Source organism: Hominibacterium faecale, assembly GCF_020734085.1.
Lineage (GTDB): Bacteria > Bacillota > Clostridia > Peptostreptococcales > Anaerovoracaceae > Hominibacterium > Hominibacterium faecale.
The window spans coordinates 116,461-139,157 of sequence record NZ_JAJAGH010000006.1 but is presented as its reverse complement, the minus strand read 5'-3'; the positions used below and the strand labels follow the sequence as shown (position 1 = coordinate 139,157).

26 protein-coding genes and 1 tRNA gene are annotated in these 22,697 nt (G+C 46.9%); 24 read left to right on the top strand and 3 right to left on the bottom strand.

Annotated elements, in window-relative coordinates; genetic code table 11:
- Window positions 1–21: 21 nt before the first annotated feature.
- From LG211_RS08530 to LG211_RS08520, 3 genes are read right to left on the bottom strand one after another with little or no spacing between them, the layout of a single operon-like run.
- Window positions 22–1,017 carry a DUF4003 family protein gene (locus LG211_RS08530; protein ID WP_227755121.1) on the bottom strand — a complete coding sequence of 332 codons (996 nt, stop codon included), beginning with the start codon at window positions 1,015–1,017 and terminating at the stop codon, window positions 22–24.
- Between the two features lie 41 nt (window positions 1,018–1,058).
- Entirely contained in the window at window positions 1,059–1,637 is a 579-nt protein-coding gene (locus LG211_RS08525; protein WP_269477343.1) for a methyltransferase family protein, read from the bottom strand.
- A 34-nt stretch (window positions 1,638–1,671) separates the two neighbouring features.
- A complete protein-coding gene (locus LG211_RS08520; protein ID WP_253019714.1) occupies window positions 1,672–2,577 on the bottom strand; it encodes a DMT family transporter in 906 nt (301 codons plus the stop codon).
- Window positions 2,578–2,677: 100 nt separating this feature from the next.
- Here LG211_RS08520 and LG211_RS08515 point away from each other — a divergent pair.
- The 24 genes from LG211_RS08515 to LG211_RS08400 all read left to right on the top strand — a co-directional run bounded on the left by LG211_RS08515 (window position 2,678) and on the right by LG211_RS08400 (window position 22,692).
- Window positions 2,678–2,754, top strand: a tRNA-Arg gene (locus tag LG211_RS08515).
- A gap of 569 nt (window positions 2,755–3,323) precedes the next feature.
- On the top strand, window positions 3,324–3,527 hold the full coding sequence (locus tag LG211_RS08510) for a hypothetical protein (RefSeq protein ID WP_223385014.1): 204 nt from the start codon (window positions 3,324–3,326) through the stop codon (window positions 3,525–3,527).
- Window positions 3,524–4,453 carry a DUF6017 domain-containing protein gene (locus tag LG211_RS08505; RefSeq protein WP_002304312.1) on the top strand — a complete coding sequence of 310 codons (930 nt, stop codon included), beginning with the start codon at window positions 3,524–3,526 and terminating at the stop codon, window positions 4,451–4,453. Before LG211_RS08510 ends, LG211_RS08505 begins: the two co-directional genes overlap by 4 nt.
- 6 nt (window positions 4,454–4,459) lie before the next feature.
- Window positions 4,460–5,287, top strand: coding sequence for a ParA family protein (locus tag LG211_RS08500; RefSeq protein WP_002304313.1), 828 nt, complete (start codon window positions 4,460–4,462; stop codon window positions 5,285–5,287).
- Window positions 5,244–6,170 carry a ParB/RepB/Spo0J family partition protein gene (locus tag LG211_RS08495; protein ID WP_002304314.1) on the top strand — a complete coding sequence of 309 codons (927 nt, stop codon included), beginning with the start codon at window positions 5,244–5,246 and terminating at the stop codon, window positions 6,168–6,170. Before LG211_RS08500 ends, LG211_RS08495 begins: the two co-directional genes overlap by 44 nt.
- 8 nt (window positions 6,171–6,178) lie before the next feature.
- Window positions 6,179–6,706 carry a hypothetical protein gene (locus tag LG211_RS08490; RefSeq protein ID WP_002304315.1) on the top strand — a complete coding sequence of 176 codons (528 nt, stop codon included), beginning with the start codon at window positions 6,179–6,181 and terminating at the stop codon, window positions 6,704–6,706.
- Between the two features lie 54 nt (window positions 6,707–6,760).
- Entirely contained in the window at window positions 6,761–7,402 is a 642-nt protein-coding gene (locus LG211_RS08485) for a DUF3846 domain-containing protein (protein WP_002588969.1), read from the top strand.
- A gap of 10 nt (window positions 7,403–7,412) precedes the next feature.
- Window positions 7,413–7,724: a DUF5720 family protein gene (locus tag LG211_RS08480; protein ID WP_002304317.1), complete on the top strand. Its 312-nt coding sequence runs from the start codon at window positions 7,413–7,415 to the stop codon at window positions 7,722–7,724.
- A 36-nt stretch (window positions 7,725–7,760) separates the two neighbouring features.
- The gene (locus tag LG211_RS08475; protein ID WP_002304320.1) at window positions 7,761–8,243 is read left to right on the top strand and encodes a PcfB family protein; all 483 of its coding nucleotides are present in this window, start codon (window positions 7,761–7,763) and stop codon (window positions 8,241–8,243) included.
- Window positions 8,243–9,994, top strand: a complete 1,752-nt coding sequence (locus LG211_RS08470; protein ID WP_002588968.1) for a VirD4-like conjugal transfer protein, CD1115 family — start codon at window positions 8,243–8,245, stop codon at window positions 9,992–9,994. The genes LG211_RS08475 and LG211_RS08470 overlap by 1 nt, the downstream gene beginning before the upstream one ends.
- A 12-nt stretch (window positions 9,995–10,006) precedes the next feature.
- Window positions 10,007–10,327 (top strand): hypothetical protein, encoded by a 321-nt coding sequence (locus LG211_RS08465; protein WP_002304332.1) that lies wholly within the window; start codon window positions 10,007–10,009, stop codon window positions 10,325–10,327.
- A 5-nt stretch (window positions 10,328–10,332) separates the two neighbouring features.
- Window positions 10,333–10,725 carry a helix-turn-helix domain-containing protein gene (locus LG211_RS08460; protein WP_002304334.1) on the top strand — a complete coding sequence of 131 codons (393 nt, stop codon included), beginning with the start codon at window positions 10,333–10,335 and terminating at the stop codon, window positions 10,723–10,725.
- 83 nt (window positions 10,726–10,808) lie between these two features.
- Entirely contained in the window at window positions 10,809–11,024 is a 216-nt protein-coding gene (locus tag LG211_RS08455; protein WP_002576404.1) for a Maff2 family mobile element protein, read from the top strand.
- A 25-nt stretch (window positions 11,025–11,049) separates the two neighbouring features.
- Window positions 11,050–11,916: a VirB6/TrbL-like conjugal transfer protein, CD1112 family gene (locus LG211_RS08450; RefSeq protein WP_002304374.1), complete on the top strand. Its 867-nt coding sequence runs from the start codon at window positions 11,050–11,052 to the stop codon at window positions 11,914–11,916.
- Between the two features lie 17 nt (window positions 11,917–11,933).
- Complete coding sequence (locus LG211_RS08445) at window positions 11,934–12,368, top strand: PrgI family protein (protein ID WP_002304375.1); 435 nt, start codon at window positions 11,934–11,936, stop codon at window positions 12,366–12,368.
- The gene (locus tag LG211_RS08440; protein ID WP_002588967.1) at window positions 12,328–14,715 is read left to right on the top strand and encodes a VirB4-like conjugal transfer ATPase, CD1110 family; all 2,388 of its coding nucleotides are present in this window, start codon (window positions 12,328–12,330) and stop codon (window positions 14,713–14,715) included. Before LG211_RS08445 ends, LG211_RS08440 begins: the two co-directional genes overlap by 41 nt.
- A 3-nt stretch (window positions 14,716–14,718) precedes the next feature.
- Window positions 14,719–16,455 carry a C40 family peptidase gene (locus tag LG211_RS08435; protein ID WP_002304377.1) on the top strand — a complete coding sequence of 579 codons (1,737 nt, stop codon included), beginning with the start codon at window positions 14,719–14,721 and terminating at the stop codon, window positions 16,453–16,455.
- Window positions 16,456–16,469: 14 nt separating this feature from the next.
- The gene (locus LG211_RS08430) at window positions 16,470–16,727 is read left to right on the top strand and encodes a DUF4315 family protein (RefSeq protein ID WP_002304378.1); all 258 of its coding nucleotides are present in this window, start codon (window positions 16,470–16,472) and stop codon (window positions 16,725–16,727) included.
- Window positions 16,717–17,400, top strand: coding sequence for a DUF4366 domain-containing protein (locus LG211_RS08425; protein ID WP_002578950.1), 684 nt, complete (start codon window positions 16,717–16,719; stop codon window positions 17,398–17,400). The genes LG211_RS08430 and LG211_RS08425 overlap by 11 nt, the downstream gene beginning before the upstream one ends.
- 187 nt (window positions 17,401–17,587) lie before the next feature.
- The gene (locus LG211_RS08420; protein WP_021386785.1) at window positions 17,588–18,784 is read left to right on the top strand and encodes an ATP-binding protein; all 1,197 of its coding nucleotides are present in this window, start codon (window positions 17,588–17,590) and stop codon (window positions 18,782–18,784) included.
- Between the two features lie 177 nt (window positions 18,785–18,961).
- The gene (locus tag LG211_RS08415; protein WP_002578949.1) at window positions 18,962–21,037 is read left to right on the top strand and encodes a DNA topoisomerase 3; all 2,076 of its coding nucleotides are present in this window, start codon (window positions 18,962–18,964) and stop codon (window positions 21,035–21,037) included.
- On the top strand, window positions 21,034–21,879 hold the full coding sequence (locus LG211_RS08410; RefSeq protein ID WP_002304387.1) for an LPD16 domain-containing protein: 846 nt from the start codon (window positions 21,034–21,036) through the stop codon (window positions 21,877–21,879). The genes LG211_RS08415 and LG211_RS08410 overlap by 4 nt, the downstream gene beginning before the upstream one ends.
- 13 nt (window positions 21,880–21,892) lie before the next feature.
- Window positions 21,893–22,489: a YodL domain-containing protein gene (locus LG211_RS08405; protein ID WP_002304389.1), complete on the top strand. Its 597-nt coding sequence runs from the start codon at window positions 21,893–21,895 to the stop codon at window positions 22,487–22,489.
- On the top strand, window positions 22,486–22,692 hold the full coding sequence (locus tag LG211_RS08400) for a transposon-transfer assisting family protein (RefSeq protein WP_002578948.1): 207 nt from the start codon (window positions 22,486–22,488) through the stop codon (window positions 22,690–22,692). Before LG211_RS08405 ends, LG211_RS08400 begins: the two co-directional genes overlap by 4 nt.
- The last annotated feature ends 5 nt before the right edge of the window (window positions 22,693–22,697 follow it).

The following is a 22,697-nucleotide window of genomic DNA, read 5'->3' as shown; positions in this document are numbered from 1 at the left end:
GTCCATTTGTCAAGCATAATTTTAGGAGCTGGCGCTGCTGGCGGACGCCGCTGCCGTTACGGTGACGATGCAGCATATGCACATAGTCTGAAGGGCCACCAGATAATCCACCACCATGGATTGAAGTGCAGTGCCGCTGATGCGGCTTTCTTCGCCGTCTCCCAGTTCATTTGTAATATAGATGCCCGCAGCCATCATGGCCCGCTGACATTTTTCCATAGACAGAGAGCCGAAACCCTTCTTCGTCTTTAAATAATCAGAAGCTTCCACGATCTCATCGGCCAGGAGATCGGCAGGCTGCCTGGACACGGAAAGCAGCGCCAGCAGAGCCGTCATATCGTGGGATTTGAAGTTGTATCCCTTTTCCCGAAAGGCCTGATGAATATTGATTGCCCGTTCGCACAAAGAAATATCATCCACATTAAAAAGCAGGATAATATTGGCAATGGATTGAAGCTGGTTTCCCCTGGCGATCCAATTGCGGAGTAGTTCTTCGATTCTGCTGATCCGCTGCTGGAATTCGGGCACTGAAATCCCGGAAGCCGCCAGCATAGCCGCCGTCACATAATCGTCTTGACCAGTAGCAAAGGGATGGATTTGTTTCATCGCCCGATACAGCATTTTCATTTTTGCCGCGGCAGCCGGAAAATCATCCGTTGTCCTCGCCATATGCAGAGCCGCCGCCACTAAATGATTGCACGCAGAAAATCCCGCTTCACGAAGCGTATGGTAGCATTCCTGCATGTTGGCGAAAAAGGCTTCCGGCTCCTCCTCGGCAGCCATCTGCCATGCGACCACAGGCAGCATTTCTCCTTTAATGGTCGATAAAAAACCTGCATTTTCCTTGATATAAGTTCTGCATGCCTTGTACCTTTCCGTATCCGCCTGTCTGCCGCTGCAGACGCACTGGAGCGCGCACAGCTTATCCATCATGGTGCTGTCCCACTTGGTAACCGATTTGTAGATTTTGCTGTATTCGGCAAATTGGTCGATGGATGTTTTCAGTTCCGTTCTCATTGTTTTCTCCTTTGTTCGTTTCATAATCCGATTTCCCAGACCTATCGCCTTCCCAAATAACGAAATACTTTTTGTTTGTATTCCATATATGGGATGCCAAAGGCACCCTCAAGAAATCGTTCTTCCTGTAAAATCTGCAAATGCAGCATAATCGCTGCAAATATGGTAAAAACCAGCAACACTGGATTAAAAAACATTAGCAAAATTCCGGTATACATAAAGTCGAACCCTAAAAAAGCCGGGTTGCGGCTGTATTGATAAACGCCTTCGGTAATCAGTTCGGTTTTATCCTTTTCTGGAATGCCGGCTCTCCAGCTGTCTTTCATCGACCAAACCGATACGGCAAAGAGCAGAACCCCCAGCATTGCCAACAAAAATCCTGTAAACCTGGCGTTCCGCGGCAGCCAGCTATAATCGAAGGCAATGGAAAGCAGCTGCACGAACAAAATGCCGTAAGTCGCAATCCCCATGATTCGTTCTATTCGGTATTGTTTTTTTTCCTTTTTTCCTTTAGCGATCTGATTCGTTTTAATGCCCTGTTTTTTCTGTGCAAACAGCTTTCCAAAATAAACTCCATAAAAGGAAAGCAATGCGAAAACCGCCAGTAATTGTTCCATCATAGATTTTTATCCGCCTTTCCTCCGCGTCTTGCTCTCACCTCGCCGAATGTTTCTTAATATCAATGCGCCCTTCTGAAATCAGCAGTCCTGCCAGGGTCAGAAGAATTCCCAGTATCATTAATCCCGTTATCTTTTCATGGAGCACCACCACAGAGGTAACCACCGTGATAACCGGACAGATATAAATGTAAATGCTGGTTTTGACAGCTCCCACAGTCTTGACCGCAAAGTTCCAGGTTACGAAACAGACTGCTGAAGCGCCCAGCCCCAGAAAGAGAATATTGAACAGGTATACCGGGCTTGCAAGCCGGGACAGTTCTCCATGAAAATCAAAGAGCAACAGGGCCGGCACCATAAATAACAGTCCGTAGATAAAGGTTCTTCTGGTGGTCTGAACGGTGGGATACCCGTAGCTGCTGATTTTCTTGGTCAGCAGGGAGTAAAACGCCCACACCAGCGCCGCGGTCACGGCCAGCAAATCTCCCATTGGATTGAGCTTAAGCGCGCTTCCATTAAAGCTGATGAGGCAGATTCCGGCCATCGCCGCCGCAAAGCCAATAAAAAAGCTGGTTTTCAGCTTTTCCTCTCCTTTCATGAAGAGGTGGGTCAATATCCCTGTGAAGAAGGGAGCCACGGACAATATGACACCTACGTTGGAGGCCATCGTATAGGTCAGCGCAATATTCTCCAGCAGATAATACAGGCAGACGCCGCATAGTCCGGCAAGGGCAAAGGTAACTTCCTGTTTCCGTTCTGTCAGTCGAAGTCTGCGTGGATACACCAGGATCAACGCGGCCAGTCCCAGAAGAAAACGGAAGAACAAGATTTCGATGGGCGTAAAATCCGTTAAAAGTATCTTTGTCGAGATAAAGGTCGTTCCCCATACAAGGATTGTAAACAAAGCTGCTCCATGGCCTTTCATCGCTGGATCAACTGTCATCGCTTGCCTCCTAAGGTTGCGTTACAACGGCCACCTCAAAAAAAACTAAATAAGGGATTGCAGTTCGACTTTGATCGGGCTATAATCATATATCAGACACGTCCATATAGCTCAGCTGGATAGAGCACACGCCTCCTAAGCGTGGGGTCGGAGGTTCAAATCCTCTTATGGACGCCAGTGAACAACGCCGAAAGCCTTTGTTTTCAAGGGTTTTCGGCTTTTCTTATATAAAAAGCTACGAAAAAGCTCTTTCACTGTATGAGATAAAATTCTACTCCAAAATTTGATTTTTGACAACCCCTCCAGAATCGAACGGTTGTTATAAGACAAAATCGCCAGCTAATTTTTAGCAGAAAACGGGCTGTTCTTGCTAATGAAAATGCCCTTCCTGCTAATCAGCCCCAAAATCGTGCCAAAAATCCAGCTAATCAAAAAAGGCGGATGTTTTGAATACCATGCAGTTATAGCAGATAAAATTAAATATCGTTATGTACATAGAGCGTCTATTTGCCCCGCATTGGGGATGGATAGGCGCTCTTTTTTTATGCCCAAACCCATGGGCAAATACAAGAGATTGGAGGTGTTTTATTTGAGCAAGCCTGTTTATACCGCAGACAAGCCGAGCGACTGTCATTACTGCTACTTCTGGACGAATGGCAGAAAGGGCTGCCGTCTGGGTAGAAATAATTGCTACTACTTAATCTCTTTGCCGCCGAAACCCAAGTCGGAATGTGATGGCTGTCCCTATGGGCGAGATCACCCGTGCATTGGTTGGTGTACGAAGAAGGTTATGCGTGAAGTGGGGCTTCGTTGATATGGATGTGTATGAACAGGAATACCGCTTCTACTATTTTGCCCGATGTCCTTACGAAAAGACGGATACGACTTTCCGCAGCATTCCGCTGACAACAGAAAGTTTTCCGCAGAAAGAAGGTGGTGAAGCCGTGTGAGTTTTGATTATTTTTACGGTCAGCAATCCGATCTATTCACATTCTATCGAGTTCCGAAGGTGTTGTTCACGAACGAGAGGTTCTGGAATATTTCTGCCGATGCCAAGATGCTGTATGGCATTTTGCTTGACCGCATGAGCCTGTCTGCCAAGAATGGTTGGATAGATAAAAACGGTAGAGTGTATATCATTTTTACAATCGACGAAGCGAAGATGGCTCTGAACTGTGCTGAACAAAAGGCTATCAAGCTGCTCAGTGAACTTGAGAAGAAAGCAGGATTGATTGAACGTAAGCGCCAGGGTTTGGGAAAGCCCAACCTGATCTATGTGAAGAACTTTATCTCTGCTGTGGATTCACAACTCTTGAATTGTGAAAATCACAATTCTGGAACAATGGAAATCACAACTCAAGAACTTCCGAAATCACAATGTAATAATACTGATATTAAAAATACTGAATTTAGTGATACTGATTCTATCTTTCCTTCCGGAAATGGTGGAATGATGGACGAGAATGACCGGTATCAAGAATACTTTGATTATTTCTCGGATCAGCTCAGTATGGATTTGTTGAAGAAGGATTACCCTTACGATTCCGAAATGCTGGATAACATTCTGGAGTTGATCGTTGAAACAGTTTGCACGAAGCGACCGTTGATTCGCATTGGTGCAGAGGAGCGTCCGGCAGAAATTGTCCGCAGTCGGTTTATGAAACTGAATGCCGAACACATTCGATATGTTATGGACTGCTTCAAGGAGAACACCACAAAGATTAGAAATATCCGTCAGTATATGCTGACTACGATATACAATGCGCCGACGACAATAGACACCTACTACGATGCTCTTGTTCGGCACGATATGTCACACGGATATTTGGAAGGAGGATTTAAGAAATTGAAAATGAAGCGAGAGGAAGGAGAGTGACGATAAATGTCGAAAAAAGCAACCATCATTGCGGTGGTCAATCAGAAAGGAGGCACTGGAAAGACCACCACCACCGAGAATCTGGGCGTTGGCTTGGCTCTTGAAGGAAAAAAGGTGCTTCTGGTAGACACCGATCCCCAGGCTTCCCTGACGGTCAGTTTGGGCAATCCCTGCCCGGATGATCTGTCTCCGACACTTTCCGATCTGATGGGAAAGATTATGATGGAAAACCCTATTACTCCCGATGAAGGGATTCTTCATCATCCGGAGGGCGTTGATTTGGTGCCGTCCAACATCGAACTCTCAGGTATGGAGGTAGCACTGGTCAATGCCATGAGCCGGGAAACCATTCTCCGGCAATACCTGGATACAGTCAAACAGAATTATGATTACATTCTTCTTGACTGTATGCCGTCTTTGGGTATGCTGACCGTCAATGCGTTGGCAGCTGCCGACAATGTGCTGATACCGGTTCAGGCAGCATACCTTCCTGCAAAGGGTCTGGAACAGCTGCTTGGAACCATCAACAAGGTCAAGAGGCAAATCAACCCGAAACTGAGGATTGAAGGGATTCTTCTGACGATGGTGGACAGCCGCACCAACTACTCCAAAGACATCAGCAATCTGATTCGGGAGAGCTACGGCGGAAAGCTGAAGGTTTACAAGACCGACATTCCCCGCTCTGTCCGTGCAGAGGAAATCAGCGCAGAGGGAACCAGTATCTTCAAGCATGATCCCAAAGGCAAAGTTGCCGAAGCCTATAAAATTCTGACGAAGGAGGTGTTAAACAATGCAGAAAAAAGGCGCAAACATCAGCTTGAAGGGGTACGATGATATTTTCTCCACCGATCAATCCAGAGCTGAAGCCCAGCAGGAGCGTGTGCAGGAAATTCCGCTTTCTGAGCTACACCCCTTTGAGGGACACCCCTTCCGTGTGGTTGATGATGAAGAAATGATGAAAACGGCAGAGAGCGTCCGAGATTTCGGAGTTCTCACTCCTGCGATTGTCCGTCCTGACCCCGACGGTGGTTATGAAATCGTTTCTGGTCACAGGCGGCACCGGGCATCGGAGCTTGCGGGTAAGGAAACCATGCCTGCGATTGTTCGTGACCTGGACGATGATGCAGCCATTATTTTGATGGTTGATGCGAATTTGCAGAGGGAGAGTATCCTGCCGAGTGAAAGAGCATTTGCTTATAAGATGAAGCTGGATGCGATTAAACATCAAGGTCAACGCACCGATTTAACTTCATCCCAAGTTGGGATGAAGTTGCAGGCAATGGATATAGTCGGTCAGGAGGCAGGAGAAAGCAGAAATCAGGTACACCGTTATATCCGTCTGACCGAACTGATTCCGGAACTGCTGGATATGGTAGATACGGGTCAGATCAAATTCAATCCTGCGGTGGAGCTTTCCTATCTGGCAAGTGAAGAACAGAAGGATTTTCTTTCTGCAATGGATTATGCTCAAGCAGCTCCTTCCCTTTCGCAAGCACAGCGAATTAAAAAGCTCGCACAGGAGGGCGAGTGTACGCTGGATGCGATGTGCGAGATTATGAATGAAATCAAGAAGGGAGAGCTGGACAGAGTAACCTTCAAAACGGATTCGTTGCGAAAATACTTCCCGAAGTCCTATACCAACAAGCAGATGGAGGATAAAATCATTCAGCTTTTGGAGCAATGGCAGAAAAAAAGAGAAAAATCAATGGAAAGGTAAGGTAAAAAATGTTTACACCCAAAAACATTCAGGGCGCTTTGGAAGAACTCTACGACCTTTGCGATCCTGATTATATGGTAGATATGCTCGTAAACTACAGTGAGGAGTTCGATGATATTTCTCCTGCGCTTCTGGCAAAGTCGTTTCAGAAAAATGCCGAGATGATTAGCGAGTATCGAGTATTGTCCTCTGCTGGTGAGGGTATCGACTATCAGGGAAAGGTACTTCTGAACAGCAGAGCCGTGCGGCTTCTGTCCTATGTAGAAGATATGAGCGGCGATGAAAAAGTTCGCACGATTCAGAGCAAGGAGCTGTGGTTAGCAGAAGATATGACATTCTATGTGGTGTCCTGTATGTCTACGATCACGATGGACAAGGAAGAAGCCATTTGTCTTAACGAACACCGCAGCGTGGTTACTACGGTGGAATGCGAGGACGATATTTTCTTCGACATGGGTTCCCTGATTTGCGAACTGGACGATATTTGCTTGTTCGAGCTTTTAGCCGATGTGGATGCGACTATTTATGAACTGTAACAGGTTCATGGATGGTCGCTTTTCTTATTTCCAAAGAAACGGAGGTATCGAAACTTGAAAGAATACGATGTGAAGATCACCGAAACCTTGGAGAAAACGGTTACGGTGCAAGCAGAATCTCACGATGCGGCAGAGGAACAGGTTAGAGCCGCTTATTACAATTCGGAGTACATTCTGGACTCCGAAAACTTTACCGGTGTTGCGTTCGGCACGACCGAGGAACGGGAGGTTCAGAAAGAACAGGCAGATACCATGAATGTGTTGCTGGTAAAGCCGTTCATGTATCCGCAGGCTGTGCAGATCGGCTGTGAGCTGGAGGATTTGCAGAAAGCCGTAGGTGGCGATATTGAGGCAACTTATCCGTTCAATGAGCCGGTTGCACTGGTGATGCACGACGAAGGTAAACTCGTAGGCAAAGAACTGAACCGTGCGCTGCGTGATGATGACGGCGATATTTATGACATTATCGCCGGTGATTTTCTGGTTGTGGGATTGGGCGAGGATGATTTTTGTTCTCTGTCCCCGGAACTGATGAAGCAGTTTGAGGAACACTTTCATCAGCCTGAGACTTTTGTACGCATGGGGCGCAGCATTATGGCGCTTCCCCTGCCGGATGACATGGTGAAGAAAGAAGATGCACCTGTCAAAGCTGATTCGGTTCCCCACAAAAGTAACCCTGACCGAGATGTTCTGTAAGGAGGTTCTTATGCAAAGAAATTCGACGATTGGAGAGCTGATGGAGCGAAAGCGGATTCAGGATGGTGCCAAGGAGTACCAGGGACATACCTATATGGACTTGGCACGATTTGATGACGCCACCAAGCACATGATTATTTTCGATGTGCTGACCGATGAATCGCCTGTCGGTTGGAAAGGCGAAAGAAATCGCCTGTATTTGAGCGATGTGGGTTATCAGAAGGCTCTGGATAACCAGAAAGCTGGCAATATCAAGATTATCAGCCATGCCGCAGTTGCCAAGGGCAATCTGTATTACGACCACAGAGATATGGCACGATAATCTGTTCACTCTACTGCTTGCAGGAGGTGATGAATCATGCAGGAAGAAGTTGAAAACAGAACAGTAAACCTGGCGATCAGCACAACCAAGCTGACGGGGCGCACTATCATTGCCGGTATCCGCAAGTATTTGCAGCACCGGGAAAAAGTGAAGATGAAAAAGGCACGAGACCCTGCCGTTCATGGAAAGCAATCCGTGAAACAGCTTTTGGGACAGAATCAGGGTGCTACGAATGTTGAGATCGACAAAGAGAGTATCCGTGATTTTGAAAAGCTCGCCAAGAAGTATGGCGTGGACTTTGCCGTAAGAAAAGATAAGTCCGTTGATCCTCCCCGGTTTCTTGTTTTTGTCCGTTCTAAAGATGCAGATGCTTTGGATGCAATCTGCAAGGAACATCAGGCAAGGGCATTAACCAAGAATGAAAAGCCGAGCGTTCTGGCGCAGCTGAAGAAGTTCAAGGAAATTGTCGCAGCGATTCCGAAGAAGGTTCGAGAGAAGAAACAGGAGCGTGATCTGTGATGGATAAGAGAAAAATGAAAAAGCTCCTGATTCTGAATTTACCGTATTTTCTGGTAGGGTTGTTCGCTACGAATTTAGGAGAAGCATGGAGATTGGCTGAGGGGGCAGATTCATCTGCGAAAATCCTCAGCTTTTTTCATGCCCTTCCGATAGCCCTGAACAATCCGTTTCCCAGCTTTCACCCGTTGGATTTGCTGATTGGTATTCTCTGCGGCGCAGGACTTCGGCTGGCTGTCTATCTAAAAGGCAAAAACGCAAAGAAGTACCGACACAATGTTGAGTACGGTTCTGCTCGTTGGGGAACGGCAAAAGATATTGAGCCGTTTATTGCACCAAAGTTCGAGGACAATGTGATCCTGACGAAAACGGAGCGGCTGATGATGAGCAATCGCCCGAAGAATCCTGCCAATGCCCGAAATAAGAATGTTCTGATTATCGGCGGTTCGGGTTCCGGTAAAACTCGCTTTTGGTTGAAGCCAAACCTTCTCCAGATGCACAGTTCCTATGTGGTCACTGACCCGAAAGGCAGCATCGTGATTGAGTGCGGCAACGCCCTTTTGAAGCATGGCTACACCATCAAGATTTTCAACACCATCAACTTTCAGAAGTCGATGCACTATAACCCATTTGCCTATATCCATTCAGAAAAAGACATTCTGAAACTGGTGACAACGCTGATTGCCAACACAAAGGGTGATGGAAAAGCCGGTGATGAGTTCTGGACGAAGGCGGAAACGCTGCTCTACTGTGCCTTGATCGGATATATCCACTATGAAGCTCCGGTTGAGGAACAGAATTTCTCCACCCTGATTGAGTTCCTGAACGCAATGGAGGTGCGGGAAGATGATGAGGAGTTCCAGAACCCGGTGGATCTGATGTTTGAAGCCCTGGAAAAGAAAAAGCCGAATCACTTTGCAGTCCGTCAGTATAAAAAATACAAGCTGGCTGCCGGCAAGACCGCTAAGTCGATTTTGATTTCCTGCGGCGCTCGTCTGGCTCCTTTTGATATTCAGGAGGTCAGAGATGTGACTGCCTATGACGAGTTGCAGTTGGATACTCTCGGAGATAAGAAAACGGCGCTCTTTCTGATTATGTCAGATACGGATGCGACGTTTAATTTTTTGATCTCCATGATTTACACACAGCTGTTCAACTTGTTGTGCGAGAAAGCAGATGATGTGTACGGCGGCAGACTGCCGGTTCATGTGCGCTGCTTGATTGATGAGATGGCAAACATCGGTCAGATTCCCAATCTGGAAAAACTGGTAGCGACAATCCGAAGCCGTGAAATATCGGCTTGCCTTGTTCTCCAGGCACAATCACAGCTGAAAGCCATTTATAAAGACAATGCCGATACCATCATCGGCAACATGGATTCCCGAATTTTCCTGGGTGGTTCTGAGCCAACCACGCTCAAAGAACTGAATCAGGCATTGGGAAAAGAAACTATCGACACCTACAACACCTCCAACACCAGAGGTAACAGCCCGTCTTACGGCTTGAATTATCAGAAGTTAGGCAAAGACCTTGCGAGCGTAGATGAGCTTGCGGTTCTGGATGGCAGCAAGTGTATTTTGCAGTTGCGTGGTGTCAGACCGTTTCTTTCTGACAAGTACGATCTGACGCAGCACCCCAATTATAAGTACACATCAGACTTTGATAAGAGAAATGAGTTCAACATTGAGCAGTTTCTGAGTCGAAGGTTGAAGCTCAAGGCAGGTGATGAGTTTGTGGTAGTCGATGCGGATTAAGGAGGTTTCTGTTTGGAAAATCTGAAAACGGTATCTGCCCTGGTTAAGAACATCTTGGAACACGACCACAAGGCAAGAAATACCGACAATCATTTGTACCTGATGGTACTGGAACACTATTCCGGTCTGCGTGGCATCGACATTCATGCCATGACGGTTCCTGTGTTTTTGAAGGAACTGGATAGACGCAGCTTTCCGGGGTTTGAAACTGTCCGCAGAAGCAGACAGAAAGTGCAGGCAACCTACCCTGACCTTGCTCCCAGTGAAGCCGTAGGCAAGCGCAGAGCAAAAAATGAGGTTGTATATCGAGAATTTGCAGAAAGCGAGGTGTAAAAAAAATGACTTGGTGGATCACGGATACCTCTATTGGGCAGCGATTGAAGTTCGTTAGACGATTTCGCCGCCTTACCCAGAAAGAGCTTGGACTCCTGATGGGGTATTCCGAGAAAACAGCGGATGTCCGTATTGCTCAGTATGAGAAAAACGCTCGAACCCCTAATGCAGAAACCACAGCGAAACTCGCAGAGGTTCTGAAGGTTTCACCTGTCGTTTTTTCACCGACAATCTGTGCTTCTCGTGAAGATTTGTTGCAGTCAATGTATTGGCTGTTTCTTATGAAAGGTGGTGGTGATATATATGATTGTGAAACTGAATATGCAAGAAGCAGAATGGAACAGAAACTTGGCGTGATAACCGTCGAGGAGTTCCTTGAAAAGATTCTCGTAAACTAAGCCTTCCGTCCGGTTTTGATGCCGGTAGTACGGAGGGCTTTTTCTATTCTCAAAACAATTTCAAATTTTAGGAGGAAAATATTATGGCATTTTTCAATAGCGCAGTAACCGTTCTTCAGACTCTCGTTATCGCTCTGGGCGCAGGTCTTGGCATCTGGGGTGCAATCAATCTGCTTGAGGGCTACGGCAACGATAACCCCGGCGCAAAGTCCCAGGGCATGAAGCAGCTCATGGCTGGCGGCGGTGTTGCCCTCATCGGCACCACCCTTGTACCTCTGCTCTCCGGACTGTTCGGTTAATCACAAAACAAGGAGGTAATCGCCTTTGGACAGCATACTCCAACAGATCACAGACTGGCTGAAAGAAATGCTCGTTTCAGCTATTATGGGAAATCTGTCGGGGATGTTTGAGTCCGTCAACAACCAGGTTGGCGAGATAGCAACCTCCGTTGGCATGACCCCGGCGAATTTTTCGCCGGGTGTCTTTGCCATGGTACGAAACATCTCCGAGTCAGTGATTATCCCAATCGCAGGCTTGATTCTGACCTTCATTGCCTGTTATGAGCTAATTCAGATGATTATTGACCACAACAATCTGGCAAATTTTGAAACCTGGATCTTCTTCAAATGGGTGTTCAAGACTTTTGTTGCGGTCATGTTAATCACAAACACATTCAATATCACGATGGCTGTGTTTGATGTGACACAGCACGTTATAAACGCAAGCGCCGGTATCATATCCGGAAATACTGCCATAGATGCTTCGGCATTGGAAACAATGGAAGAAACGCTGATGGCAATGGATTTGGGTCCTTTGCTCGGCTTGTTCCTGCAATCCTTTATCGTGCAGGTCACGATGTCCGCTTTGGCAATCATCATCTTTGTGATCGTCTACGGTCGAATGATTGAAATTTATCTGATGGTCAGCCTTGCCCCGATTCCGCTTTCCACTTTTGGAAACAGAGAACAGAGCAATATCGGACAGAATTATCTGCGTTCGCTGTTTGCAATCGGATTCCAGGGATTCCTGATTATGATCTGCGTGGGCATTTATGCGGTGCTGATTCAGTCTATCGCATTCAGTGATGACATCATCGGTTCTATCTGGGGTGTTATGGGCTACACCGTCCTTTTGTGCTTCACCCTGTTTAAGACTGGTTCGCTTGCGAAGGGTGTATTCAGCGCTCACTAAGGGAAGGAGGAAATTGTTTGGCAGCGTATATTCCCGTACCTCGTGACCTGACGAGGGTAAAAACAAAAGTGTTCTTCAATCTGACGAAACGGCAGTTACTTTGCTTTGGTGCGGCGGCGCTCATCGGAGTGCCGATTTTCTTTCTGGTCAAAGCAACCGGAAATGTGAGCCTTGCAGCACTGTCCATGATGATCGTCATGTTACCGTTGTTCTTTCTGGCAATGTATGAAAAGGATAGTCAGCCGTTGGAAGTGGTTGTAGAACACTTCATTCAGACCAAATTCGTTCGTCCCAAGGTTCGCCCTTATCAGACGGACAACTATTATGACGCTTTGATGCGTCAGTACAAACTGGAAAAGGAGGTTGAACGAATTGTTTTTCAAAAAGAAGCCACAGGCAAGAAACATCAAAATGCCTGCAAATCTGAATCGGAAGCAGCAGCGAGAAATTAAAGCTGTTGTGGAACGGGCAAAGAAGGACAACGGTATTCCGCAGACTGCACAGCAGTCCATTCCCTTTCAGAGAATGTTCCCGGATGGCATCTGCCGTGTCACTGACAGTTATTACACCAAGACCATTCAGTTTCAGGACATCAACTATCAGCTGGCACAGCAGGAAGATAAGACTGCCATCTTCGATGAGTGGTGCAGTTTCCTGAATTTCTTTGACAGCTCCATTCACTTTGAGCTTTCCTTTATGAACCTGAGTACCGATGCTGAAAGCTTTGAAAAGAGTATCCGTATCCCGTTCAAGAAGGACAGCTTCAATCCCGTCCGTGCCGAGTATAGCCAGATGCTGAAAAAGCAGTTGGCGCAGGGCAACAACGGCTTGACCAAAACCAAGTACCTGACATTCGGCATTGAAGCCGAATCCATGCGGCAGGCAAAGCCGAGACTCAACCATATCGAAAACGATCTGCTCAATAACTTTCGGCGTTTGGGTGTCATTGCCACTACCATGAACGGCAAAGAGCGGCTGCATCTGATGCACTCTATGTTCCACATGGGTGATAATGATAAGTTCTTCTTCGATTGGAAGTATCTTGTGGAATCCGGGCTGTCCGTAAAGGACTTCATTGCTCCGACGGCGTTTGCCTTTAAGACCAACCGCACCTTCCAGATGGGCAGTATCTTCGGTTCGATGTCTTATCTGGCAATTACGGCATCAGACCTGTCTGATCGTATGCTGGCGGATTTTCTGGATATGGAATCCACGCAGATCGTGACCATGCACATCCAGTCGGTTGACCAGACTGCGGCGATTAAGACCATCAAGAGAATCATCACCGAGCTTGACCGTTCCAAAATCGAGGAACAGAAAAAGGCTGTGCGTTCTGGCTATGACATGGACATTATCCCATCTGACCTTGCTACCTATGGTAAAGATGCGAAGTCACTTCTGAAAGAATTGCAGAGCCAGAATGAGCGAATGTTCATGGTGACATTTCTGGTGCTGAACACCGGGCGCACCGAGCAGGAACTGGAGAACAATGTGTTCCAGGCACAGAGCATCGCCCAGAAGCATAACTGCAATCTGCGTCGTTTGGATTTTCAGCAGGAATCCGGACTGATGAGCAGCCTGCCTTTGGCACAAAACCTGATTGAGATTCGTCGTGGCCTGACTACCAGTTCCACGGCTATTTTTGTGCCTTTCACCACGCAGGAGCTGTTCCAGAATGGTGGAGAAACGCTCTATTACGGGCTGAATGCTCTGTCGAACAACCTTATCATGGTGGACAGAAAGAAGCTCAAGAACCCCAACGGACTGATTCTGGGTACTCCCGGTTCCGGTAAATCCTTTTCCGCAAAGCGTGAAATCACCAATGCGTTCCTGGTTACGGATGACGATATTATCATCTGCGACCCCGAAGCGGAATATGCGGCTCTGGTTCACAAGTTCAATGGTCAGGTGGTAAAAATCAGCTCCTCCAGTACCAACTATATCAACCCTATGGACATCAACCTGAACTACTCTGAGGATGACAACCCGGTAGCACTGAAAGCTGATTTTATCCTGTCCCTCTGTGAGTTGATTATGGGCAGTAAGGATGGCTTGCAGCCTATCGAAAAGACGGTTATCGACCGTTGTGTGCATCAGATTTACCAGAGATATTTCGACAATCCTGCCCCTGAGAATATGCCGATCCTTGAGGATTTGTATGATGCCCTTCTGAAACAGGACGAAAAGGAAGCCCACCATGTAGCGACCGCCTTGGAAATCTATGTTAAGGGTTCTCTGAAACTGTTTAACAACAGAACCAATGTGGATATTCAGAATCGTCTGGTGTGCTTCGACATTAAGGAGCTGGGCAATCAGCTGAAAAAAATCGGTATGCTGATCGTTCAGGATCAGGTCTGGGGGCGTGTAACTGCCAACCGTTCTGCCGGTAAATCGACCAGATATTATATTGACGAGTTCCATCTGCTTCTGAAGGAAGAACAGACGGCAACCTATTCCGTAGAAATCTGGAAGCGATTCCGTAAATGGGGCGGCTTGCCGACCGGTATTACTCAGAATGTCAAAGACCTGCTTCGTTCCCCGGAGATTGCCAACATCCTCGAAAACTCTGATTTCATCTATATGCTGAATCAGGCAAGCGATGACCGAAGTATTCTGGCACAGCGGTTGAACATTTCGCCGCATCAGCTGTCCTATGTAACCAACTCCGGTGAGGGCGAAGGACTTCTGTTCTATGGCAATGTGATTCTGCCGTTCATTGACCGATTCCCGACAGATCTGGAACTGTATCGCATTATGACCACGAAGTTAAACGAGGTGGCACAGGAAAAGGAGGCGTAATGTATGGCGAAAAGACCTACACGACTCCGTTTTACCGAAGATGACCTTGCAGATTCTCATGTGAAGAAAGCTGCCGACCGTGCAGATAAGGCGGTTGATAGGGCTGAAAAAGCGGCAGACAAATTGGCTTCTAAAAAGGCAAAGCCGAAGCTAAAGCTGGAAACAGATGCAGCCGGTTCCCGTAAAGCAAAGCTCCGTTTTGAAAAAGCGGAGTTTACGGAAATCGAGCGCCCATCTGTGGCAAAGCACATGGCAAGCCGTGGTGCCGCAGTCACGCTCACATCCAAAGCACATCGGGCGGTGTCAGAATATGAGGATGATAATATCGGCGTTCAGGCTGTGCAGGAAACGACCAAGGCTGTTGAATCCACTGTCTATACCGTCGATCATGCCGTTTACAGTCACAAGCTGAAAGCCTACGACAAGGCGGAAAAGCTGGTTGAGAAGTCAGATAAAGCAAATGTAAATGCCCTGTATGAGAAGTTCAAAAAGGACAACCCCGATGCCGGTTCCAATCCCTTTTCCCGTTGGCAACAGAAAAGGGCAATCAAGAAAGAATATGCTGCCGCCAAAGCCGGTAAGAATACCGCTTCGACAACGGCTTCTGCATCTAAGGGTGCAGGCAAGGCAACGGGCAAAGCAGCTCAGGGAGCCAAGAACATCACAGAAAGAGTAACGGAGTTCTGCACCACACACTCTAAAACGATTCTGTTTGTTTTGATTGCCGGACTGCTTTTTATGATACTCTCAGGGATGTTCTCGTCTTGTTCGGCTATGTTCCAAGGCGGCACACAGATCATTCTGGGAACTTCTTTTACTGCAAAAGAGGAAGATATTATTGGTGCGGACAATGATTACAAGGCTTTGGAAGCTGCGCTCCGCAATAAAATCAATAATATCGAGCGTACTCATAGCGGATATGACGAGTACCGGTATGACCTTGATGAAATCAACCACAATCCTTATGAGCTGGCGGCGTATTTGACGGTGAAGTTTGAGGATTACACCAGAGATGAGGTGCAGGCTACCCTGCAATGGCTATTTGAGCAACAATATGAGCTGACCCTGACGGAAGTAGTAGAGATTCGTACACGAACAACATCTTCTACTGATCCCGAAACGGGAGAGACAACAACAGAGGAAGAAGATTACGAATATTATATTCTGAATGTGAAGCTCAGAAATAAGGGCTTGAACAGTGTGATTTCAAATTCCGGCTTGTCGGAAGATGATATGGAGCGATATAGAATTTTGCTTCAGACAAGGGGCAACAGACCGGATATTTTCGGAAATGACATTTACGCCACCCCTGGCGGCGAGTACACCGATTATGATATTCCGGGCGAAGCGCTGACAGACACAAGATTTGCCAATATGATTCGGGAAGCTGAAAAATATCTGGGATACCCGTATGTGTGGGGCGGCAGCAGCCCGTCTACCTCCTTTGACTGCTCCGGATTTGTTTCCTATGTAATCAATCACTGCGGAAACGGTTGGAGTGTTGGTCGTTTGACCGCAAACGGTTTGATGGGCGTATGCGACATTATCCCGAAAAGCTCTGCCAAACCGGGAGATTTGATTTTCTTCCAAGGCACTTATGATACCTCCGGTGCATCACACGTTGGTATCTATGTTGGCAATGGTATGATGATCCACTGCGGAAACCCCATTTCCTACGCTTCTATCGAATCGAATTACTGGCAACAGCATTTTTACTGCTTCGGCAGAATCAGAAACTAAAGGAGGGATGGCGATTGAGTGCCAAGTTAGACAGAATAGGTGCAGACCTTGAAAAAGCCCGTAAGAAACGGGCAGAATGGGATGCTAAGGTGAAAGACCTGGAACGCAGATACCGTGAGGAGGAAAATTCCGAAATCCATGAGATGGTTCATGCTGCGAACCTGAATCCCGAACAGCTTTCCGAGCTGCTCCGTATGTTTGCTGCGGATATGGCTCCGAAGCCTGATACGATCAATACTATGAATGAGGAGGAAACGCAGAATGAGATTTAAGAAAATTGGAGCCGCATTGCTGGCGTGTGCAATGTGTTTTGGCGTGTTTTCTACAACGGCATTTGCCTATGTAGATGAAAGCGTAGCGACTGAAGAACCTGCGGTCGAAGAAAAAGTTCCCGAAACAGAGCCGGAGGAGCCGATGCTACCGCTTACTCCCGACGGCAATCTGACTTTGGTTGATGACGCTGGCTCGCCTACGAAAAGCGGAAAGCAGTTCATTACCGCTGTAACCAAAAACGGAAACTACTTCTATATCATCATTGACCGTGATGATAAGGGCGAGGAAACCGTGCATTTTCTGAATCAGGTGGATGAAGCCGACCTGCTCAAGCTGATGGACGAGGAAGAAGTTGCAGAGTTCACCAAGCCGGTTGAGGAAACAAAGCCGGAAGTAGTTGAAACAGTTCCTGAAATTACAGAACCGACACCGGAGGAAAAGCCGAAATCCACAAATATGCTCCCGGCGATTCTTACTCTGATTGTGCTTGCCTGTGGTGGTGGATTCTTCGTATTTAAGAAAGTCCAGGAAAAGAAGAAGGCACAGGAAGCGGCAAAGCCTGACCCAGATGCTGATTATGTGGACGATGACGAGGACTATGGGTACGATCCGGAGTTTGAGGACGACGATGAAGATAGCTCCGTCGATGAAGATGATAATGAACCTGTGTAAACAGGATAGGCTTGATGCCTGGGGCAGCCTTCGGGTTGCCTTTACATAGTTTCCGCTTTCAAAAAATAAAAAAATTTGCGTTTTTGAAAGTGACATCTTGCATATACTATTAGCAGACAGTATAATAAGTACAGCGAAGCGGTTTCGAGAAATGAAAAAACTTCAATTTTTGAAAGCGGGTGACTATATGAAAACAATCACGAGAGCAAAATATCTCGATAGAATCATTGAACTGAATGGTACTCCTGACATCAAGATCATCACGGGCATTCGTCGATCTGGTAAGTCCAAATTGATGCAGGCGTATATTGCGTATCTGAAAAGCAATTTTGAAAACATCAATATTATCTTCATCGACTTCATGGATTTGGCGTATGAAGAAATCAAGGAATACCATGCCTTACACGCCTATGTGGAAGAACATTATCAGGAAGGAAAAACGAACTACCTGTTTGTAGACGAGGTTCAGATGTGTCCCAAGTTTGAGTTGGCAATCAATAGCCTGTACTCTAAGGGAAAATACGACATCTATGTAACAGGCTCTAATGCTTTCCTGTTGAGTGCAGATCTGGCAACTCTGTTTACCGGACGCTATATTGAAATTCATGTGTTTCCTTTCAGCTTCCAGGAATATTGCCAGTATTATGATGATATTAGTGACAAAGATAAGCTCTTTGATGAGTACGCTATCAAGGGCGGTTTAGCAGGTTCCTATGCTTATAGAACCGAAAAAGACAGAACAAACTATATCAAAGAGGTCTACGAAACGATTGTTACAAGGGATTTGGTACAGAAATATACTCTCCCGGACACTTTGGTTTTACAACGTCTGAGCGAGTTCCTTATGGATAATATCAGCAACCTGACTTCTCCGAATAAGGTCAGTCAGCTACTGACAGCAAATGAGACTCCAACCAATCATGTAACCGTCGGCAAGTACATTAAGTATTTGTGCAATGCTTTTGTATTTTATGATATTAAGAGATATGACATCCGAGGTAAGAAATACCTTGAAAGCTCTGAAAAGTTCTATTTGTGTGACAGCGGTATTCGATATGCAATACTGGGAAGCAGAAATATAGACTATGGCAGAGTATATGAAAACGTTGTTTGTATCGAGCTTCTTCGCCGTGGATATGATGTCTATGTCGGCAAGCTCTATCAAAAGGAAATCGACTTTGTTGCTCAGAGAGGTAGCGAAAAGATTTATATTCAGGTCAGCGACAACATTTCCGGGCAGGAAACATTTGAGAGAGAATGCTCTCCTCTGCTTCAGATTCGAGACGCTTATCCGAAAATGATTATTGCCAGAACCAAACATCCCCAATATAGCTATGAAGGAATCGAAATTCACGATATAGCCGATTGGTTGCTACAAGAATAAGCAAGGTGAAATATCTCCGTCATTCTCTTTTGAAATGATGGAGATATTTTTATTATGACGGAGATTGTAGAACAGAAAATTGTATCAGGTTGCAAAAATCCTTTCCGAACTTTTTACATAGCAGTCATGCACTACGGTGTGTGGCTGCTTATTTTTTTGTGAAAGGAGCAGATGCAAATGAAATTAGTTTTGGCTGAAAAGCCTTCGGTTGCACAGAGTATTGCCAAAGTGTTAGGTGCTGCCAAGCGTGAGGATGGCTACTTAGAGGGAAACGGATATGTGGTCAGCTGGTGTGTAGGGCATTTGGTGGAGCTGGCACAGCCGGAAGTCTATGATGCGAAGTACAGCAAATGGGCTTATGCAGACCTTCCTATCTTCCCGATGGACTGGCAGTATGAGGTTTCTGCCGGTACGAAAAAACAGTTTGGGATTCTGAAAAAGCTCATGGCCAGAGAAGATGTTGCGAGTCTTGTGTGTGCAACAGATGCCGGTCGTGAGGGCGAGCTGATCTTTCGGTTGGTGTACCACAAAGCCGGGTGCAGAAAGCCGTTTGAGCGGCTTTGGATTTCCTCGATGGAAGATGTAGCAATCAAGGAGGGCTTTGAAAATCTCAGGTCTGGAACGGAATATGATGCTTTGTATGAAGCAGCACTGTGTCGAGAACGAGCCGACTGGATTGTTGGTATTAACGCTACTCGACTTTTTTCGACCCTTTACGGGCAGACCCTGAATGTTGGTCGTGTTATGACCCCTACCCTTGCTATGGCTGTTATGCGAGAAGCTGCCATTTCCGCATTCAAGCCTGAACTGTTCTACACAGTTCAGATTGGATTGGATGGTTTTACGGCTGCAAGCGAACGCTTCAAAACCAAGGCAGCAGCCGAAGCTGTCAAACAAAGCTGTTCGGTGGCAATCGTTCAGAAAGCTGAATGTAAGGAGAAAACAGAAAAGCCGCCTGCGCTCTATGACCTGACCAGTTTACAGAGAGAAGCCAACCGTGTGCTTGGCTACACGGCACAGCAGACCTTGGACTACACGCAGAACCTCTATGAAAAGAAACTGGTCACTTATCCCCGTACCGACAGCAGGTTTCTGACGGAAGATATGGCACATAGCCTGACCGACCTCGTAAAGCTGGCTTTCCACACATTCCCCGTGGAGGATGTGGATAACATACCAGTTCATGCAGAGCAGGTTGTGAATAACAAAAAGGTCACAGATCACCATGCCATCATTCCGACCAGAGAATTGCAGAAATGCAATCTGAGCGAACTTCCCAAGGGTGAACTTGCAATTTTGCAACTGATCTCGAATCGGTTGTGCGTAGCTGTTGGCGATCCGCACCGATACGCAGAGACAGTTATTGAGCTGGACTGTGGCGGTACCGTGTTTTCCACCAAAGGCAAAACTGTTGTGCAGGATGGATGGAAAGCTCTGGTTCAGAAAAATGATTCGACAAAATCCGACGAAAACGTGCAGACACTCCCTTCTGTTTCCGTTGGTGACGAAATGACCGTCAGCGGCACGGAAATCAAGGAAGGGAAAACATCTCCCCCTAAACACTTTACCGAGGATACTCTGCTTTCTGCTATGGAAACTGCCGGTGCGGACGAAATGCCTGATGAGGTGGAGCGCAAAGGTTTGGGAACGCCTGCGACCCGTGCCGGTATCATTGAGAAGCTGGTTCGCATCGGTTTTCTGGAGCGTAAGGGTGATAAGAAAACCAAACACCTGATTCCGACCCACAAGGGTACGGCTCTGGTAACAGTCATGCCGGAACAGATTCAGTCCCCATCCATGACGGCGGATTGGGAAGAAAAATTGTTGCTCATTGAGAAAGGCGAATATGCCAGCGAGGACTTTATGGACGAGATCAAAGATGTGATTGCCGGTCTGATTCAGAACTATGAAGTAATCCGTGATTCCGAGGTTATGATGTCGAAAGAAGCCAATTCTATCGGCAAATGCCCGCTCTGCGGCAGTGCTGTAGAGGACAAAGCCAAGGCATTTTTCTGTTCCAACAGAGCTTGCAAATTTGCCCTCTGGAAAAACAATCGCTACTTTGCGAGCATCGGCAAGAGCATGACTTCTGCCACGGCGCAGAAATTGCTTGGTTCCGGCAAGGTAAAGCTCAAGAATTGCAAGTCCGAAAGAACGGGCAACACCTTTGATGCCACCGTCTTTATGGAGGTATCAGATGATGGCAAAACGAAGTTCAGTATGGAATTTGAAAATGGAGGAAAGCGCAAATGACAAATGAGTACAACCCGGATGGTAAGGAAATCCGATTTATCGACAGCCATTATAAGGATTTGTTTCATATCCCCGATGGCAGCTGTGTGCAGATTCACTACCCGGATGAAATGGTTGTGAAGCCCTGCACCTTCATTGACGAGTATCATACGCAGATCGGATACAATGTGTTTCATATCTGCCAGTTTGCAGAAATTATGGAGCGCAACGGCGCAAGCTATATGCCGGAGCCTGAGATTATGGGCGATGAAGCCGCATGGAAGGTCGGAAAGGATAGAATCCTTGCGGTGCAGACCTGCGAAGATGGTTACGACTACACCCTGTTGGATGAAAACTACAACGAGATTGATGGCGGTCAGGTTGATAACCCTGAACTGTCCATGCTCGAAGTCCGCCGGGATATTCTGGAATCCTTCGGGCTGGAGCGCCGGGAACTGCGGGCAATGTTCTATGAGGATGTCATGGAGCAGGCTTTTGAAGTCGGCAGACAGGCGGTGGTGGTCAATGACCCTATCGCTGAGCTTGCTTTTAAGCTCGACCGTTTTGCAGAGAACTTCGACCCCTATGAATATATGGATCAGGTCGATGATGTGCAGGCGCATATCCAAGAAATCAAGGCAGATCTTGCCGCTGGTAATACGGCTCCGTATCGTGAGTTCCTGAATACAGCCATTGAAGAAGCCCGTGAGGAAACTGCGGTTGAGGTTGCCAAAGTGCTGAAAAGTCAGCTGGATAAGCTCGACTCTCCGAAGCGTGAGTCGGTCATGGAAAAACTGGCACAGGCCGCAGAAAAAGCTGCGCCTGCCAGTCCCTCTCCCAAACGCAAAGAGCCTGAACGATAAGGAGGACACGGATATGAAAAACGAAAAATGGGATGATGTTCACGGAAATACCACCCCGGATGACAGAATGGTTGCTTTTCTGGAAAGCCCCACGGATTCCTATGCGATTCTTCAGCTGCGGGAAGATGTAGACGATAATATCCCGCTCATGTTTGCAAATTACAGCTACCTTCAGAAGAAAGAAATGGAGCCTGAGATTGACCGTTACGAGGTGGTCTATCATGGCTCCATTTCTATGTCCGAGGATGTGAATCGGCAGCTGGAAGATTTGTATGTAAAGTTCAATATTGACCACCCGGATGATTTCCGTGGTCACAGTATGTCGGTCAGCGACATCGTAGCCTTAAAGGTAGTCGGTGAGGTATCCTTTCACTATGTAGATTCTGTTGGGTTTCAGAAGCTGGAAAACTTTATGAAGTCCGAAAACTACCTGAAAAACGCAGAGATGGCAATGGAAGATGATTATGGGATGATTGACGGTATCATCAATAACGGAAAAGCGTCCGGATTAGAGGAACGTCCTTCGGTGTTGGAGCAGTTAAAGGAAAAGCCCGTGCCGGATGTTTCCCATAAGCCGCCCAAGAGCCACCCGGAAAGGGAGATTGAATGATGGATTTCACACAGGATGAGCGGAACATGATGATGCTTTACAGCCCTGGCACAAGGTCAGGGCTGTGTGAAGCACTGACACTGATGAAGGAACAGCTTTCGGAGGACGAGTCAGAGCTTTTTGCTTTGGCAGACTCGGTTCTCCGTAAAGTTTCAGCCATGGACGATGCCGCCTTTGAGAAGCTGAACCTTTATCCGGATTGATAGGA

What these genes read in the sequence shown, in the direction of transcription:
- LG211_RS08530 (WP_227755121.1), bottom strand. Translation starts at nt 1,017, where the DNA reads ATGAGAACGGAACTGAAAACATCCATCGACCAATTTGCCGAATACAGC.
- LG211_RS08525 (WP_269477343.1), bottom strand. Translation starts at nt 1,637, where the DNA reads ATGATGGAACAATTACTGGCGGTTTTCGCATTGCTTTCCTTTTATGGA.
- LG211_RS08520 (WP_253019714.1), bottom strand. Translation starts at nt 2,577, where the DNA reads ATGACAGTTGATCCAGCGATGAAAGGCCATGGAGCAGCTTTGTTTACA.
- LG211_RS08510 (WP_223385014.1), top strand. Translation starts at nt 3,324, where the DNA reads ATGGGCGAGATCACCCGTGCATTGGTTGGTGTACGAAGAAGGTTATGC.
- LG211_RS08500 (WP_002304313.1), top strand. Translation starts at nt 4,460, where the DNA reads ATGTCGAAAAAAGCAACCATCATTGCGGTGGTCAATCAGAAAGGAGGC.
- LG211_RS08495 (WP_002304314.1), top strand. Translation starts at nt 5,244, where the DNA reads ATGCAGAAAAAAGGCGCAAACATCAGCTTGAAGGGGTACGATGATATT.
- LG211_RS08490 (WP_002304315.1), top strand. Translation starts at nt 6,179, where the DNA reads ATGTTTACACCCAAAAACATTCAGGGCGCTTTGGAAGAACTCTACGAC.
- LG211_RS08480 (WP_002304317.1), top strand. Translation starts at nt 7,413, where the DNA reads ATGCAAAGAAATTCGACGATTGGAGAGCTGATGGAGCGAAAGCGGATT.
- LG211_RS08475 (WP_002304320.1), top strand. Translation starts at nt 7,761, where the DNA reads ATGCAGGAAGAAGTTGAAAACAGAACAGTAAACCTGGCGATCAGCACA.
- LG211_RS08470 (WP_002588968.1), top strand. Translation starts at nt 8,243, where the DNA reads ATGGATAAGAGAAAAATGAAAAAGCTCCTGATTCTGAATTTACCGTAT.
- LG211_RS08460 (WP_002304334.1), top strand. Translation starts at nt 10,333, where the DNA reads ATGACTTGGTGGATCACGGATACCTCTATTGGGCAGCGATTGAAGTTC.
- LG211_RS08455 (WP_002576404.1), top strand. Translation starts at nt 10,809, where the DNA reads ATGGCATTTTTCAATAGCGCAGTAACCGTTCTTCAGACTCTCGTTATC.
- LG211_RS08440 (WP_002588967.1), top strand. Translation starts at nt 12,328, where the DNA reads ATGCCTGCAAATCTGAATCGGAAGCAGCAGCGAGAAATTAAAGCTGTT.
- LG211_RS08435 (WP_002304377.1), top strand. Translation starts at nt 14,719, where the DNA reads ATGGCGAAAAGACCTACACGACTCCGTTTTACCGAAGATGACCTTGCA.
- LG211_RS08425 (WP_002578950.1), top strand. Translation starts at nt 16,717, where the DNA reads ATGAGATTTAAGAAAATTGGAGCCGCATTGCTGGCGTGTGCAATGTGT.
- LG211_RS08420 (WP_021386785.1), top strand. Translation starts at nt 17,588, where the DNA reads ATGAAAACAATCACGAGAGCAAAATATCTCGATAGAATCATTGAACTG.
- LG211_RS08415 (WP_002578949.1), top strand. Translation starts at nt 18,962, where the DNA reads ATGAAATTAGTTTTGGCTGAAAAGCCTTCGGTTGCACAGAGTATTGCC.
- LG211_RS08410 (WP_002304387.1), top strand. Translation starts at nt 21,034, where the DNA reads ATGACAAATGAGTACAACCCGGATGGTAAGGAAATCCGATTTATCGAC.
- LG211_RS08405 (WP_002304389.1), top strand. Translation starts at nt 21,893, where the DNA reads ATGAAAAACGAAAAATGGGATGATGTTCACGGAAATACCACCCCGGAT.
- LG211_RS08400 (WP_002578948.1), top strand. Translation starts at nt 22,486, where the DNA reads ATGATGGATTTCACACAGGATGAGCGGAACATGATGATGCTTTACAGC.